This is a genomic window from Streptomyces sp. P6-2-1 (assembly GCF_050613165.1).
In the GTDB taxonomy this organism is placed as follows: Bacteria; Actinomycetota; Actinomycetes; order Streptomycetales; family Streptomycetaceae; genus Streptomyces.
This window is the reverse complement of sequence record NZ_CP192513.1, coordinates 4,092,501-4,106,999: the sequence shown is the minus strand read 5'-3', so window position 1 is coordinate 4,106,999 and position 14,499 is coordinate 4,092,501. Positions and strand designations below refer to the sequence as shown.

At 70.0% G+C, this 14,499-nt stretch carries 11 protein-coding genes and 2 rRNA genes (1 of these 13 cut by a window edge); 3 read left to right on the top strand and 10 right to left on the bottom strand.

Annotated features, from left to right (window positions below):
- Positions 1 to 113: 113 nt before the first annotated feature.
- Positions 114 to 386 carry a glutaredoxin family protein gene (locus ACQYWQ_RS17665; RefSeq protein WP_431035755.1) on the bottom strand — a complete coding sequence of 91 codons (273 nt, stop codon included), beginning with the start codon at positions 384 to 386 and terminating at the stop codon, positions 114 to 116.
- A gap of 235 nt (positions 387 to 621) precedes the next feature.
- Here ACQYWQ_RS17665 and ACQYWQ_RS17660 point away from each other — a divergent pair, with 235 nt between their 5' ends.
- From ACQYWQ_RS17660 to ACQYWQ_RS17650, 3 genes are all read left to right on the top strand, one after another.
- Positions 622 to 1,539, top strand: a complete 918-nt coding sequence (locus ACQYWQ_RS17660; protein WP_431035754.1) for an HAD family hydrolase — start codon at positions 622 to 624, stop codon at positions 1,537 to 1,539.
- 392 nt (positions 1,540 to 1,931) lie between these two features.
- Positions 1,932 to 2,705 (top strand): ECF subfamily RNA polymerase sigma factor, BldN family, encoded by a 774-nt coding sequence (locus ACQYWQ_RS17655; RefSeq protein WP_009067884.1) that lies wholly within the window; start codon positions 1,932 to 1,934, stop codon positions 2,703 to 2,705.
- 273 nt (positions 2,706 to 2,978) lie between these two features.
- Entirely contained in the window at positions 2,979 to 4,265 is a 1,287-nt protein-coding gene (locus ACQYWQ_RS17650; protein WP_431035753.1) for a DUF5667 domain-containing protein, read from the top strand.
- Positions 4,266 to 4,348: 83 nt separating this feature from the next.
- On the opposite strand, the gene ACQYWQ_RS17645 is transcribed toward ACQYWQ_RS17650, so the two are convergent.
- The 9 genes from ACQYWQ_RS17645 to ACQYWQ_RS17605 all read right to left on the bottom strand — a co-directional run.
- Positions 4,349 to 5,320 (bottom strand): lysophospholipid acyltransferase family protein, encoded by a 972-nt coding sequence (locus tag ACQYWQ_RS17645; protein WP_431035752.1) that lies wholly within the window; start codon positions 5,318 to 5,320, stop codon positions 4,349 to 4,351.
- A 36-nt stretch (positions 5,321 to 5,356) separates the two neighbouring features.
- Positions 5,357 to 6,385 carry an NAD-dependent epimerase/dehydratase family protein gene (locus ACQYWQ_RS17640; RefSeq protein ID WP_431035750.1) on the bottom strand — a complete coding sequence of 343 codons (1,029 nt, stop codon included), beginning with the start codon at positions 6,383 to 6,385 and terminating at the stop codon, positions 5,357 to 5,359.
- A 338-nt stretch (positions 6,386 to 6,723) separates the two neighbouring features.
- Entirely contained in the window at positions 6,724 to 6,822 is a 99-nt protein-coding gene (locus ACQYWQ_RS17635) for a 30S ribosomal protein bS22 (protein WP_003948845.1), read from the bottom strand.
- Positions 6,823 to 7,021: 199 nt separating this feature from the next.
- Positions 7,022 to 7,234, bottom strand: coding sequence for a helix-turn-helix domain-containing protein (locus ACQYWQ_RS17630; RefSeq protein ID WP_030996959.1), 213 nt, complete (start codon positions 7,232 to 7,234; stop codon positions 7,022 to 7,024).
- Positions 7,235 to 8,826: 1,592 nt separating this feature from the next.
- On the bottom strand, positions 8,827 to 9,999 hold the full coding sequence (locus ACQYWQ_RS17625; protein ID WP_431035748.1) for an acetoin utilization protein AcuC: 1,173 nt from the start codon (positions 9,997 to 9,999) through the stop codon (positions 8,827 to 8,829).
- Positions 9,968 to 11,203 (bottom strand): MFS transporter, encoded by a 1,236-nt coding sequence (locus tag ACQYWQ_RS17620; RefSeq protein WP_431035747.1) that lies wholly within the window; start codon positions 11,201 to 11,203, stop codon positions 9,968 to 9,970. Before ACQYWQ_RS17620 ends, ACQYWQ_RS17625 begins: the two co-directional genes overlap by 32 nt.
- A gap of 41 nt (positions 11,204 to 11,244) precedes the next feature.
- On the bottom strand, positions 11,245 to 11,889 hold the full coding sequence (locus tag ACQYWQ_RS17615) for an HAD family hydrolase (protein WP_431035746.1): 645 nt from the start codon (positions 11,887 to 11,889) through the stop codon (positions 11,245 to 11,247).
- Positions 11,890 to 11,978: 89 nt separating this feature from the next.
- Positions 11,979 to 12,095 (bottom strand): 5S ribosomal RNA (rrf, locus tag ACQYWQ_RS17610).
- A 91-nt stretch (positions 12,096 to 12,186) separates the two neighbouring features.
- Positions 12,187 to 14,499 (bottom strand): 23S ribosomal RNA (locus ACQYWQ_RS17605) (it continues 809 nt past the right edge of the window).

Sequence of the window (14,499 nt, the reverse complement as noted above, 5' to 3'; positions counted from 1 at the left end):
ACACCTCTTTCCGAATGCCCAGTGCCCCCGCAGCCTGCGATTCGATGGTAATCGAAGAAATCCAACCCCCCAGCGAGCGAGGAGCGGGGCCCGGGACGGAGCCCCGCGACACCTCACCGCAGCGCTTTGCGCAACCGCTCGGGGTCCACCTTCCAGAAGGTGTGCTGCTCCCCGTCCACCAGGACGACAGGCACCTGCTCCCAGTACTCCCGGTACAGCGCCTCGTCCCGCGTGATGTCCTTCGCCTCCCACGTGACGCCCAACTCCCCGCAGACGGCGTCCACGACGCGCTCGGCGTCCTCGCACAGGTGGCAGTCGGGCTTGGCGATGAGCGTCACGGTCCGCCCGGCGGCGGGCCTGCGACGGCCGAAGAGTCGTCCAGTCATACGGACCATTCTCCGCCCCGCCCCGCACCGCACCGCCGCCCGCCCGGCGCCCCGCACCGCCCGCCGCCCGCCCGGTCACGCCCCGGCGCACCCGCCCGCCGCCCGCCCGGTCACGTCCCGGCGCACCCGCCCGGTCACGGCCCGGCCCGCCCGCAGCCGGGCCGCCGCCCGCCCGCCGCCCGGGCGTCCGCTTCCCGTACGCCACCGTTCGCGCCGACTCGTTATGCTCAACCGCATGGCCGCTCCCGGATGGCTCACCCCCCGCAGGCGCCCCGCCACCGCGCGCAGCGTACTGGCGGGCGAGGCGGCTGCCGAGGCCGCGCGGAAGAGCGAGAGCGAATCCGTACGGGACGTTCCCGAGCCCGAGTTCCCCGTCGCCGGGGACACCCGCGCCGCCGCCTTCTTCGACCTCGACAACACCGTCATGCAGGGCGCCGCGCTCTTCCACTTCGGCAAGGGCCTCTACAAGCGGCACTTCTTCGAGCGCCGCGAACTCGCGCGCTTCGCCTGGCAGCAGGCGTGGTTCAGGATCGCCGGCGTCGAGGACCCGGCCCACATGCAGGACGCGCAGGACAGCGCGCTCTCCATCGTCAAGGGCCGCCGCGTGGCGGAACTCACCTCGATCGGCGAGGAGATCTACGACGAATACCTCGCCGACCGCATCTGGCCGGGCACCCGCGCTCTCGCGCAGGCCCATATCGACGCGGGCCAGAAGGTGTGGCTGGTGACGGCCGCGCCCATCGAGACGGCGACGATCATCGCCCGCCGCCTCGGCCTGACCGGGGCGCTCGGCACGGTCGCCGAGTCGGTCGGCGGCGTCTACACGGGCCGCCTCGTCGGCGAGCCGCTGCACGGCCCGGCGAAGGCGGAGGCGGTACGGGCCCTGGCGGCAGCCGAGGGGCTCGACCTCGCGCGCTGCGCGGCGTACAGCGACTCGTACAACGACGTCCCGATGCTCTCGCTCGTCGGGCATCCGTACGCGATCAATCCTGATGCGAAACTGCGCAAATATGCCCGCGCCCATGAGTGGCGGCTGCGCGATTACCGGACCGGCCGCAAGGCGGCCAGGATCGGCGTCCCCGCGGCCGCGGGACTCGGCGCGGTGGCGGGCGGCACGGCCGCCGCTGTGGCGATCCACCGCCGCCGTCACTGACCGCGCACACGGCGAAGCGCCACGTCAGGCCCCCTCACCTCACTCTGCGTGAAGCTTCACGCGAGGGCCCGAGGTTCAGCCATACCCCACGGAGACACCCGGTAGTCCCGATTCCGGGCAGCCGTGTCCCCGCGACACGCACTCGGAACTCTTCGCGCAAAAACAGTCGTCGACTGGGCTTTTGAGCGATCACCAATGCGCGCGACTCCATACAGGAAGCGACGCAAGCGATGATTTAGGCAACTCGGTGTAGTGCCGCCTGCACGAAGCGTTATTCTCCTCAAACGCATGACGGCCCCCTGCCTCCAGTACGCCGAGTGAACATGAGCCCGAGCGGGACGGGGACGAGGAGCCGGAGTGCACGTGATGGAAGCTCTGCCTCTGGGAGTCCCGTGTACCCACACGTCGGGGTTGACGCCGCGGGCCTGGCCGCTCTCCGCGCCTCGGTAGTCGACCGCCTGCGCGGTTTCGTCCCCACCGCGTACGCCACACCCGTGTTCGCCACGCCCGCGCCCGCTCGACCGTGCTACGCCCTGGCCGAGTCGAGTACGGCCGTCGGCAGACGCGGCAGGTCCGCCGCGGCCACCACCACCCACCGCCGGCCTGCCGCCGACAGCGACAGCGCCCGCATGATGGACCTCGTCGAGCGGGCGCAGAGCGGCGAGGCCGACGCCTTCGGCCGCCTCTACGACCAGTACAGCGACACGGTCTACCGCTACATCTACTACCGCGTCGGCGGGAAGGCGACGGCCGAGGACCTCACGAGCGAGACCTTCCTGCGCGCCCTGCGCCGGATCGGCACCTTCACCTGGCAGGGCCGCGACTTCGGCGCCTGGCTCGTGACGATCGCCCGCAACCTCGTCGCCGACCACTTCAAGTCCAGCCGCTTCCGCCTCGAAGTGACGACGGGCGAGATGCTCGACGCCAACGAGGTCGAGCGCAGCCCGGAGGACTCCGTCCTCGAATCCCTCTCCAACGCGGCCCTCCTCGACGCCGTCCGCCGACTCAACCCCCAGCAGCAGGAGTGCGTCACGCTCCGCTTCCTCCAGGGCCTCTCCGTCGCGGAGACGGCCCGCGTCATGGGCAAGAACGAGGGCGCGATCAAAACCCTCCAGTACCGAGCCGTCCGCACCCTCGCCCGCCTCCTCCCCGAAGACGCCCGCTGACACCCGCCCGGCCCGCCCGCCCCGGGCCGCCCGCCCCGCACCCCCGGTCCCGGCCCGGCCCGGCCGCCCCCCCGGCGACCCTCACGCTCAGCGCCCGCTCAGCCACGTACCGCCATACTCCCCGCATCTTCGTCACCCGTCCGTAACCCCGCCCCCAAGCCCGTCGTTGTCCCGAACGCAGGCTCCCTGCGGTCACGCCGCCCCCGCCCTGGCGGCGGCCCCCACCAGGACCTTCCGGGGAGCCGATCGTCATGACGAGAGGAGGTGCCGCCAGTGATCGCGAACGTCTCGGCGCACCGGCGGGCGAACGCCTTCGCCCAGGCCCTGGACGAGCGGCCCGGGCAGGGCCTCGCGGCACAGCAGGGCACCGCACAGGAGCGACAGGACCGCACCGACGAGCCGAGCCGGATGCTCGCGCTCGCCGCCGGACTCGGCGCCCTGCCACCGCCCGTGCTGGACCCCGAGGTGAAGGTGGTCCAGCGGGCCCAGCTGGTCGCCGCGATGGAGACCATGCTCCGCGAGGGCACCGTGCCGGGCCTGGACAGCCCCCGCCCTTCGGTGCCCGGTCAGCGCTCCCGCAAGGGCGCCCACCGGGCGAACCCGCTCAGCAAGCTCAAACCCCGCACCCGCCTCTCCAAGCGGCTCGCCGCCGGCGGCCTCACGGTGAGTGTCGCCGCGGGGGCCTTCGGCGGGGTCGCGGCGGCGAGCGGCGACGCCCTGCCGGGTGACTCGCTCTACGGGCTCAAGCGCGGGATGGAGGACCTCAGGCTCGGCATGGCAGGGGACGACGCCGACCGCGGGCAACTCCTCCTCGACCAGGCAGGGACCAGGCTCTCCGAGGCCCGCAGACTCATGGACAGGGGCAGCGGCGGCCGCCTCGACCACGAGCACCTCGGCGAGGTCCGCCGCGCGCTCAACGGCGTCAAGTACGACGCGGGCGAGGGCCACCGGCTGCTCAGCAAGGCCTACGAGGCCGACCACTCCCTCGGTCACCTCCAGGCCCTCTCCTCCTTCGCCGGCACCCACCGCGAAGCCTGGGACCAGCTGCGCGACCGGCTCCCCGTCCAGTTCGTCGACGTGAGCGACGAGGTCACCTCGGTGTTCGACGCGATGGAGAGCGAGGTCACCCCGCTGCTGCCGCACACCCCGGCCGCGGCGCCCGGCACCCCCGAGCAGCCGGGCTCCCCGACCACGGGTGACCGCGACAGCGGGTCCCCGCACGCCCGCGAGCGGGACGCGCACGCGGGCGAAGGCAAGGACAAGGACGCGCGCGAGACACCCGCCAGGGGCGAGGAGCACGGCACCCCGCCCGCGCCCTCCGGACAGGCCGAGGACGACGGCGGCCTCCTCGGCGACGCGGGCAGGCTCCTCGACCCCCTCAAGCCCTCCACCGGCGCCCCCTCCTCGGACGGCGCGGGCAGCGGGACCCCGAAGGGCGAGCAGGGCGGCACGGGCGGCGACCAGGACCGCGCACCCGGCCCGGTCCCCGACATCACCCTGCCCCCGCTCCTGCCAGGAGTCCTCCCCGGCCTCGGCCTCGGCGTGGAGGACGACTCGTAGGACGGAGCCGGCGGTACGGAAGCGGGGCCGCGCCTCCCAGGAGGCGCGGCCCCGTCCCCGTACCGTCGCCGCACGACACGGCGTCAGAAGAAGACCGAGCGGCGCCGCACCAGCGCCTCGTAGAGCATGTGCTGAATCCGCTCCCGCACCTGGTCCGTGAGGTTGAAGACGAGCAGGGGGTCCTCGGCCGCGCCGGGCGCGTGGCCGGAGGTGTCGAGCGGCTCACCGAATTCGATGGTCCACTTCGTCGGCAGTGGCAGCGCGCCGAGCGGGCCGAGCCACGGGAAGGTCGGCGTCACGGGGAAGTACGGCAGGTTGAAGAGACGCGCCAGGGTCTTCGCGTTGCCGACCATCGGATAGATCTCCTCGGCGCCGACGATCGCGCACGGCACGATCGGGGCCCCGGCGCGCAACGCGGTCGCGACGAAACCGCCGCGCCCGAAGCGCTGGAGCTTGTACCGCTCGGCGAACGGCTTCCCGAGCCCCTTGAATCCCTCGGGCATCACCCCGACCAGTTCGCCCGCGGTGAGCAGCCGTTCGGCGTCCTCGGCGCAGGCGAGCGTGTGCCCCGCCTTGCGGGCCAGCTCGCCGACGACGGGGAGCCGGAAGACGAGGTCGGCGGCGAGCAGCCGCAGCCGCCGGGCCGCCGGGTGCTCGTCGTGGAGCGCGACCTGGAGCATGAGCCCGTCGAGCGGCAGCGTCCCCGAGTGGTTCGCGACGAGGAGCGCCGCCCCGTCGGCGGGCACGTGCTCCAGGCCCTTCACCTCGACGCGGAAGTACTTCTCGTACAGCGGCCGCAGCGCCTCCAGGAGCACACCCTCGGTCAGCTCCGCGTCGTACCCGAAGTCGTCGACCTCGTACGCGCCGGTGAGCCGCCGCCGCAGGAAGGCGAGCCCTCCGGCGAGCCGCCGCTCCCACTCCGGCGTCTCGTCCGGCACCTCCTCGCGGGCGGCGCCAGGCAGCTCCCGCACCTCGGCGTCGCCGCCGTCCCGACGCCCACCGCGCCGCTCGCGGGCGCGATCGTCGTCGAACGGGATCACTTTCGCGTCGGCCATGTGGAAGGACTCCTTCGGGTGCGGCGGGGCGGTGGTTCAGGGCGTACGGAGCGGGGCGAGGCGGTCGACGAGGGCGCCCACGAGCGCGGGCGGGAGCAGCCCGGGGCCGTGGGCGCGCGCGTAGTCGGCGAACGTCTCGGCCGTCCCGTGGGCGGGCGTGAAGCCGAGGTCCTCGCGGAGCCTGTCGGTGGCCACGACCCTGCCGTGGGTGAGCATCCGCCACTGCTCGGGCGAGAAGTCCCCGAGCCCCGCGCCGCGCAGCGCGGCACCCGCCCAGCGCGCGACGGGCGGCAGCAGCGCCACCGTGGGCCGCCCGAGCCGCCGCGCGCACTGCGAGAGCAGCAGCACACCGGCACCCGCGACGTTGTACGTGCCGTTGCCGCGCGCCGAGGCGCTCTCGGGCAGGCAGGCGAGCAACCGCAGGACGGCGAGCGCGTCGTCCTCGTGAACGAACTGGAGCCGGGGATCATGCCCGAGCACGGTCGGCAGGACGGGCAGTGCGAAGTAGGCGGCGAAGGGGGACTCCGCGCCGGGCCCGAGGATGCCGGCGAAGCGGAGCACGCCCACCGCGACATCGGGGCGGCGGCGGGCGAAGCCCCGTACGTAGTTCTCGACTTCGCCGACGTCCTTCGCGAAGCCGCTGTGCGGCGGGGCGTGGTGCGGGCCCGCCTCGTCGACGACGGCGGGATCGCGCGCGGCCGAACCGTACACGGCGGTCGAGGACTTCACGACGAGGCGGCGCACCCACGGGGACTTCTGGCAGGCGCCGAGGAGCTGGAGACTGCCGATGACGTTGGTCTCCTTGACCCCGGCGCGCGGCACTCCGGGCGCGGTGCCGGTCACGTCGAGGTGCACGACGGTGTCGACGGCGTGCTCGGCGAGCACCCGCGCGATGACGGGCTGCCGCAGATCGGCGCGGACGAACTGCGCCCGCCCCAGCGGCTGCCCGGGCGGCACCGCGTCCACCGCGATCACCCGCTCCACCGCCGGGTCCTCCTGCACGGCCCGCACGAACCGCGCCCCGAGCCTGCGCCCGGCCCCCGTCACCAGCACGACACTGCCCACGCGATCCGCCCGCCCTTCCGTGGCGTACGCCGATGGGGGCCACGGTAGCGGGCCGGGAGACGGGGCGGGGCGCGACGGGGGGACCGGCCCGGCGGAGCGGGAGCGAGAGACCGGCCCGGCCCGGTCCGGCGGAGCGGGAACGAGGGACCGGCCCGGCGGAGCGGGAGCGGGGGCGATCCGGCCGCGCGGGGAGGTGAGGCCCGGCGCGGAGGGTCCATTCGGCGGGGCGGGGGCTCATTCCCGTACGGGGAAGAGCCCCGTACACAGAACCGCGGCCCTTCCCCGGAACGAACCGGGGAAGGGCCGCGGTGGAGCGCCCCGCTCGCGCGGGGAACGGCTCACTTCTTGTTGCGACGCTGGACGCGCGTACGCTTCAGCAGCTTGCGGTGCTTCTTCTTGGCCATCCGCTTGCGCCGCTTCTTGATGACAGAGCCCACAACAACCCTCGCTCACTACTCGGAACACCCCCGCAACTGGCGGGGGTACTTGGTGCGGGGCTGCATGGGCCCACACGACCTACGTCGGCCCAGCCTACCCGCCACCCGCTCCGAGCCCTAAATCGAGGGCATCCCCCCTGCCCGGGACCCCGCCAGGGCCCCGGCCGGGAGCCGGTCCCCTGGCGGGCGAACAGCGGGATCAGGCGGTCTCCACCCCCACGTAGGACTCGCGGAGGTACTCGTGCACCGCCTGCTCGGGGACCCGGAAGGACCTTCCGACCCGGATGGCGGGCAGATGACCGCTGTGCACCAGGCGGTACACGGTCATCTTCGACACTCGCATCACCGAGGCGACCTCGGCGACGGTCAGGAACTGGACCTCGTGGAGAGGACGCTCGTCAGCAGTGGCCATCACTACACCTGTACCTTCCGCTCGGACGCGCACCGGCTTCCCCTCCGGTGACTCCTCGTCGCTGAGCGCTCACTCCCCAGATTAGGGGCGGGTGATGCGAGTGGGGAAGAGGAGCAGGCATCCTCTGTTTACCGTGACAGACACGCCGGATTGAGTACATAACGAGTAATCGGCCGGTAGTACCCAGTCCGCACAGCACCACCAAGCGGAACGCGGAAAACCACCCGCCCCTCCCCCTCCCCGCCACCAGGCCCGGGCCACGCGCGCCCTCCTGACCGACCACCCCACGACCGAGCTGACCTGCACCTCGGCCCCGCCCCTCCCCCCACACCCCACCACGGCCCCCACCCCGCCCGCCCCCCGTCGGCCACCCCACCCCAGGCGACCCCGCCGGGGGGCTCACGCCCGGCTCACACGCGGCGCGAGCGGAGGGCGCCGGAGAGACGGGGAGCGACGCGGGAACGTAGTCGGCGGGGACGGACGTAGGGGGAAGCGGGTCGTTTTGTCGACACATCGGTGCGGGGGTGTGGGGAGGGTGGTGGGGCGGGGCGGCCAGGGGCGGGTCGGGCGTTGGGCGTAGGGGGGGTGCGCTTGGGGGGTGGGGGGAGGGGGAGGGGCGGGGACAGGGGGTTGGCGACGGGGGGGTTGGCGACGGGGGGGGTTGGCGACGGGGGGGGTGGGGGTGAGGCCGGGGGCGGCTCGGGGAGGGGGCTGGCGGGGCGGCTTGGGGGCGAGAGAGGACTTGGTGGGCTGGGGCGGGAAGGTCGGGGGCTTGGGGAGGCGGCTCGGGGGGGCTGCCCGAGAGCCGGGGGGCGGCTCGTGGGCGACTTGGAGGGATGGGAGGGATAGGGATCTGGAGGGCTGGGGCGCGAGGGGGTGCGGGCTTGGGGTGGTAGGAGCGGGAGGTCAACGGCTGGGGGCTTTGGCCTGGCTGCTTGGCGACCGCCGGGTGGGGGCTGGCCGCTGCGGCGGGTGGCTGGGGGTCCGCCGGGGGCTCGGGGTCCGCCGGGGGGCTCGGGGTCCGCCGGGGGCTTGGTGGCGCGGTGTCTCGGGAGGCACGGTTTGGTGACACGGTGTCTCGGGAGGGGGAGGAGGCGTCGTGGGACACGGTGCCCTGGGGGGCTTGATGGCACGGCGTCCGTGGGAGCAGCGCGGTGGTACAGCACGCCGCGCAAGCGTCCGGCGTCCGGCGTCCGGCGTCCGGCGTCCGTGCGAACGGCGTGGTGGCGCGGAAGGCCGCGCAAGTGTCCGGCGTCCGTGGGAGCGGCATGGTGGCACGGAAGGCCGCGCAAGCACTCGGCACCCAGCACCCAGCAGGGCCTACCCCCGGACACACCCCCGCCCTCCCAGGGGGCGGCCCCAACACCATTCTTTCGCGTCTCCCCCGCCCCCCACCCCCCTCCGCCCGAATCTGTGGACAACTCCGAGGAACCCGTACAACTCCTCACCCTTCCAGGTGAGTCCCGTGACGTCTTCCTCGAAGTTATCCACAGATCCGCCGAGATGGCCGCCCCCTGTGCTCCCACCGTGCCAGGCTCTTCACAAGGCGCCGCAACGCCCGCCCGGCGCCCCGCCACCCACCCCCTGTACGTCTACGGAAGGAGACCCCGCAACGGGAAAACGGACTTCCGCGTCGCGATGATCGCCTGGTCGATGCGGTCCGCCGGGTCGTAGCCCTCCTCCCAGGGCTGCCACCGCACGGGCCAGCGGCCGTCCGTCATCCGGTACGGCGCCTGCTGCCGCGTCTCGGCGTACACCTGCCGCCGCCACTCCTCCGGTACGGCCGCGAGCGGCTCGACCGGACGGTGCGCGGCGATCGCCGTGAGATGCGTCCACGAGCGCGGCACGACATCGGCGACCGCGTAACCCCCGCCGCCGAGGGCGAGCCAGCGGCCGTCCGCGTACGTGTGCGCGAAGTCGTGGCACGCGGACTGCACGGCGCGCTGCGCGTCGAGCGAGACGGCGAGGTGCGCGAGCGGGTCCTCGAAGTGTGTGTCAGTACCGTGCTGCGTGACGAGGAACTGCGGCTCGAAGCCCGAGAGCAGCTCGGGCACGACGGCGTGGAAGGCACGCAACCACCCGGCGTCCCCGGTCCCCGCGGGCAGGGGGAGGTTCGCCGCCGAGCCCTCCGCGTCCTCGGCACCCGTCTCCTGCGGCCAGCCGGAGTGGGGGAAGAGAGTGCGGGGGTGCTCGTGGACCGAGATGGTCAGGACACGCGGATCGGACCAGAACGCTGCTTCGACGCCGTCCCCGTGGTGCACGTCCGTATCGACGTACGCGACCCGCTCGGCGCCCAGTTCGAGGAGCCGGGCGATCGCGAGCGCCGCGTCGTTGTAGACGCAGAACCCGGAGGCGGCGGCCGGCATCGCGTGGTGGAGGCCGCCGGTGAAGTTCACCGCGTGCGCGGTGTCCCCGTGCCACAGCGCCTCGGCGGCGGCGACGGACTGCCCGGCGATGAGCGCGGACACCTCGTGCATCCCGGCGAACGCCCAGTCGTCGGTGGTGCCGAGGCCGTACCGCTGATCGGCCTGCTCCGGGTCGGCCGAAGCCGCCTTCACGGCCGCGATGTAGTCCTCGCGATGGACGAGCCGCAGCGTCGACTCCCCGGCGGGCGGAGCCGCGACGACCTTGAGCGCGGCATCGATGCCGAGACCCGCGACGAGCTTGCGGGTCAGGTCCAGCCGTACGGGGTCCATCGGATGACCGTCGCCGAAGTCGTACGCGGTGACGCCGTCATCCCACATCAAGTGCGCGAGGCCGCTCATGCCCGTCACCGTACCGGGCGGGCGCGGGCGCGAAGGAACGCGCGTACCCCAGCGTCACGAGGACGAGGACGAGCGGCACGATCATCGCGCCCCGGTAGTTCCAGGCGTCTCCGAGCGCTCCGACGAGCGGGGAGCCGACGAGGAAACCGACGTAGTTGAAGATGTTGAGCCGCGCGACGGCCGCGTCCGAAGCGTGCGGGAACATCCGCCCTGCGGCCGCGAAGGTCTGCGGTACGAGGACGCACAGCCCGAGTCCGAGAAGCGTGAACCCCAGCATCCCGACCCACGCACCGGGCGCGAGCGCCACGATCCCGAATCCGGCCGCGGCGACCAAGGCCCCTGCCCGTACCACCACGACGGGACCGAAGCGCCGCACCCCGAAGTCACCCGCCGCCCGGCCGATCAGCGTCGTGACCATGTACACGTTGTAGGGCACGGTCGAGAGCTGCTCCGAACTGCCGAGGACGTCCTGGAGGTACTTCGCGCTCCAGTTGGAGACGGTCGAGTCACCGATGTACGCGAACGTCATGACGAGGCAGAGCGGGAGAAGCATCCGGAAGACGATCCCGGACCCCTGCCCCTGCTCAAGCCCCGCCTGACCTGCGGCGGCTTCCTTCTCTTCCCCGGCCCGCGCGTCCGCGTACCAGCGGCTGCCGACGAGCACGGCGGGGACGGTGAGGGCGACCAGCGGGAGGTAGGAGACACCGAGCGAGAGATGCCAGTGCGCGCCGACCCAGGCGAGCGAGGCGCCGAGAATGCCGCCGAGGCTGTAGACGGCGTGGAAGCCGAGCATGATGCTGCGGCCGTACGCGCGCTGGAGGCTGACGCCGAGCATGTTCATCGACGCGTCGAGCGCGCCCACGCCGAGCCCGAAGACGGCGAGCACGAGACCCAGGACCACCATGCCGTCCCCGTACCCGACACCGAGGAGGGCGAGGAGCGCGAGCGGCTGCGACCAGCGCAGCACCCTGCTGGGTCGCACCCGCTTGACCAGTTGTTCGGTGACGACGCTCCCGACACCGGCGAGTACGGGGACCGCGGCGAGGAAAACGGGCAGCAACCCGTCGGATATCCCGTACTTGTCCTGGACGGCAGGTATGCGGGTCACGAGCAGCGCGAAGGCCGCGCCCTGCACGAAGAAACTCAGGGCGAGCGCGACACGGCCGTGCCGGAGGCGTGCGTCGATGGTGGCGGGAGCGGTCATGGCGGGAGCGTAGGCGCCCTCGCTACCAGTCGGTAGGCCAATCAGCCCAGCAAATCCGGGAGTTCGGCCATGCTCCCGAAGCCCGCAGTCACGGGCCCAAGCTTCGCCGCCGGAGTCATGGCGGTAAATCCGTACACGTCCATCCCCGCCGCCCGTGCGGCCTCGACGCCGAGCGGGCTGTCCTCCACGACCGCGCACCGCTCCGGGGCCACGTTCATGGCGGCGGCCGCATGCAGGAAGAGATCGGGCGCCGGCTTTCCGCGGCCGACATCCTCGGCGCTGAAGACGCGGTCCTCGGGGAACCAACGGTCGAGCCCTGTGACGCCGTGCCCGAAGCGGATGCGCTCGTGGCTGCCGGACGAGGCGACGCAGTACGGGGTCGCGCTCTCCTTCAACCAGGCGAGGACGTCACCCACGCCGTCGACGGGTTTCAGCTCACGCGCGAACGCCGCGAAGACACGCGCGTGGAAGTCCGCGTCGAAGGTCTCGGGCAACCGCTGCCCGGTTCGTTCGAGGATGGTGTCGTGCACCCGGTGCAGGGCGCCACCCATGTAGTCCCGGAGGGAGTCCTCGTACGTGGTGGGGTGGCCGAGTTCCGTGAGGTACGTGGCCAGCACCGTGTTGGACAGCGGCTCGCTGTCCACGAGGACGCCGTCGTTGTCGAAGATGACCAGGTCGTAGCGCATGGCTTCGACAATAGCCGGGTCCTGAATAACTTCCCGTGAATGCAGAAAAGCCCCGCACCATTAAGGTGCGGGGCAATCCCACAATAATTGTTCGGCGGCGTCCTACTCTCCCACAAGGTCCCCCTTGCAGTACCATCGGCGCTACGCAGCTTAGCTTCCGGGTTCGGAATGTAACCGGGCGTTTCCCACGCGCTATGACCACCGAAACACTATAAAACCCACAACCACCCCGCCCCTCAAAAGGACGTGATCCGGTTGTTCGTGGTTTCAGAACCAACACAGTGGACGCGAGCAACTGAGGACAAGCCCTCGGCCTATTAGTACCGGTCAACTCCACCCCTCACAGGGCTTCCATATCCGGCCTATCAACCCAGTCGTCTACTGGGAGCCTTACCCTCTCAAAGGAGGTGGGAACACTCATCTCGAAGCAGGCTTCCCGCTTAGATGCTTTCAGCGGTTATCCCTCCCGAACGTAGCCAACCAGCCATGCCCTTGGCAGAACAACTGGCACACCAGAGGTTCGTCCGTCCCGGTCCTCTCGTACTAGGGACAGCCCTTCTCAATATTCCTACGCGCACAGCGGATAGGGACCGAACTGTCTCACGACGTTCTAAACCCAGCTCGCGTACCGCTTTAATGGGCGAACAGCCCAACCCTTGGGACCGACTCCAGCCCCAGGATGCGACGAGCCGACATCGAGGTGCCAAACCATCCCGTCGATATGGACTCTTGGGGAAGATCAGCCTGTTATCCCCGGGGTACCTTTTATCCGTTGAGCGACGGCGCTTCCACAAGCCACCGCCGGATCACTAGTCCCGACTTTCGTCCCTGCTCGACCCGTCGGTCTCACAGTCAAGCTCCCTTGTGCACTTACACTCACCACCTGATTACCAACCAGGCTGAGGGAACCTTTGGGCGCCTCCGTTACTCTTTAGGAGGCAACCGCCCCAGTTAAACTACCCATCAGACACTGTCCCCGATCCGGATCACGGACCCGGGTTAGACATCCAGCACGACCAGAGTGGTATTTCAACAACGACTCCACAACCACTGGCGTGGCCGCTTCACAGTCTCCCACCTATCCTACACAAGCCGAACCGAACACCAATATCAAACTGTAGTAAAGGTCCCGGGGTCTTTCCGTCCTGCTGCGCGAAACGAGCATCTTTACTCGTAATGCAATTTCACCGGGCCTATGGTTGAGACAGTCGAGAAGTCGTTACGCCATTCGTGCAGGTCGGAACTTACCCGACAAGGAATTTCGCTACCTTAGGATGGTTATAGTTACCACCGCCGTTTACTGGCGCTTAAGTTCTCAGCTTCGCCAACCCGAAAGTCAGCTAACCGGTCCCCTTAACGTTCCAGCACCGGGCAGGCGTCAGTCCGTATACATCGCCTTACGGCTTCGCACGGACCTGTGTTTTTAGTAAACAGTCGCTTCTCGCTGGTCTCTGCGGCCACCCCCAGCTCACACTGCAAGAGTGATCACCAGGTGTGGCCCCCCTTCTCCCGAAGTTACGGGGGCATTTTGCCGAGTTCCTTAACCATAGTTCACCCGAACGCCTCGGTATTCTCTACCAGACCACCTGAGTCGGTTTAGGGTACGGGCCGCCATGAAACTCGCTAGAGGCTTTTCTCGACAGCATAGGATCATCCACTTCACCACAATCGGCTCGGCATCAGGTCTCAGGCACAAGCTACGCGGATTTACCTACGCAACGCCCTACACCCTTACCCCGGGACAACCACCGCCCGGGATGGACTACCTTCCTGCGTCACCCCATCACTCACCTACTACCAGCCTGGGTCACCGGCTCCACCACTCCCCTCAACTCCGAAGAGATCAGGGCGGCTTCACGGGCTTAGCATCACTGGATTCAATGTTTGACGCTTCACAGCGGGTACCGGAATATCAACCGGTTATCCATCGACTACGCCTGTCGGCCTCGCCTTAGGTCCCGACTTACCCTGGGCAGATCAGCTTGACCCAGGAACCCTTAGTCAATCGGCGCACACGTTTCTCACGTGTGAATCGCTACTCATGCCTGCATTCTCACTCGTGAACCGTCCACCACTCGCTTACACGGCAGCTTCACCCGGCACACGACGCTCCCCTACCCATCACAGCCTCCGTTGGGAGTATTGCTGCAATGACACGACTTCGGCGGTACGCTTGAGCCCCGCTACATTGTCGGCGCGGAATCACTAGACCAGTGAGCTATTACGCACTCTTTCAAGGGTGGCTGCTTCTAAGCCAACCTCCTGGTTGTCTCTGCGACTCCACATCCTTTCCCACTTAGCGTACGCTTAGGGGCCTTAGTCGATGCTCTGGGCTGTTTCCCTCTCGACCATGGAGCTTATCCCCCACAGTCTCACTGCCGTGCTCTCACTTACCGGCATTCGGAGTTTGGCTAAGGTCAGTAACCCGGTAAGGCCCATCGCCTATCCAGTGCTCTACCTCCGGCAAGAAACACACGACGCTGCACCTAAATGCATTTCGGGGAGAACCAGCTATCACGGAGTTTGATTGGCCTTTCACCCCTAACCACAGGTCATCCCCCAGGTTTTCAACCCTGGTGGGTTCGGTCCTCCACGACCTCTTACAGCCGC

What these genes read in the sequence shown, in the direction of transcription:
- ACQYWQ_RS17665 (WP_431035755.1), bottom strand. Translation starts at nt 386, where the DNA reads ATGACTGGACGACTCTTCGGCCGTCGCAGGCCCGCCGCCGGGCGGACC.
- ACQYWQ_RS17660 (WP_431035754.1), top strand. Translation starts at nt 622, where the DNA reads ATGGCCGCTCCCGGATGGCTCACCCCCCGCAGGCGCCCCGCCACCGCG.
- ACQYWQ_RS17645 (WP_431035752.1), bottom strand. Translation starts at nt 5,320, where the DNA reads ATGGCCGACGCGAAAGTGATCCCGTTCGACGACGATCGCGCCCGCGAG.
- ACQYWQ_RS17630 (WP_030996959.1), bottom strand. Translation starts at nt 7,234, where the DNA reads ATGGCCACTGCTGACGAGCGTCCTCTCCACGAGGTCCAGTTCCTGACC.
- ACQYWQ_RS17625 (WP_431035748.1), bottom strand. Translation starts at nt 9,999, where the DNA reads ATGAGCGGCCTCGCGCACTTGATGTGGGATGACGGCGTCACCGCGTAC.
- ACQYWQ_RS17620 (WP_431035747.1), bottom strand. Translation starts at nt 11,203, where the DNA reads ATGACCGCTCCCGCCACCATCGACGCACGCCTCCGGCACGGCCGTGTC.
- ACQYWQ_RS17615 (WP_431035746.1), bottom strand. Translation starts at nt 11,889, where the DNA reads ATGCGCTACGACCTGGTCATCTTCGACAACGACGGCGTCCTCGTGGAC.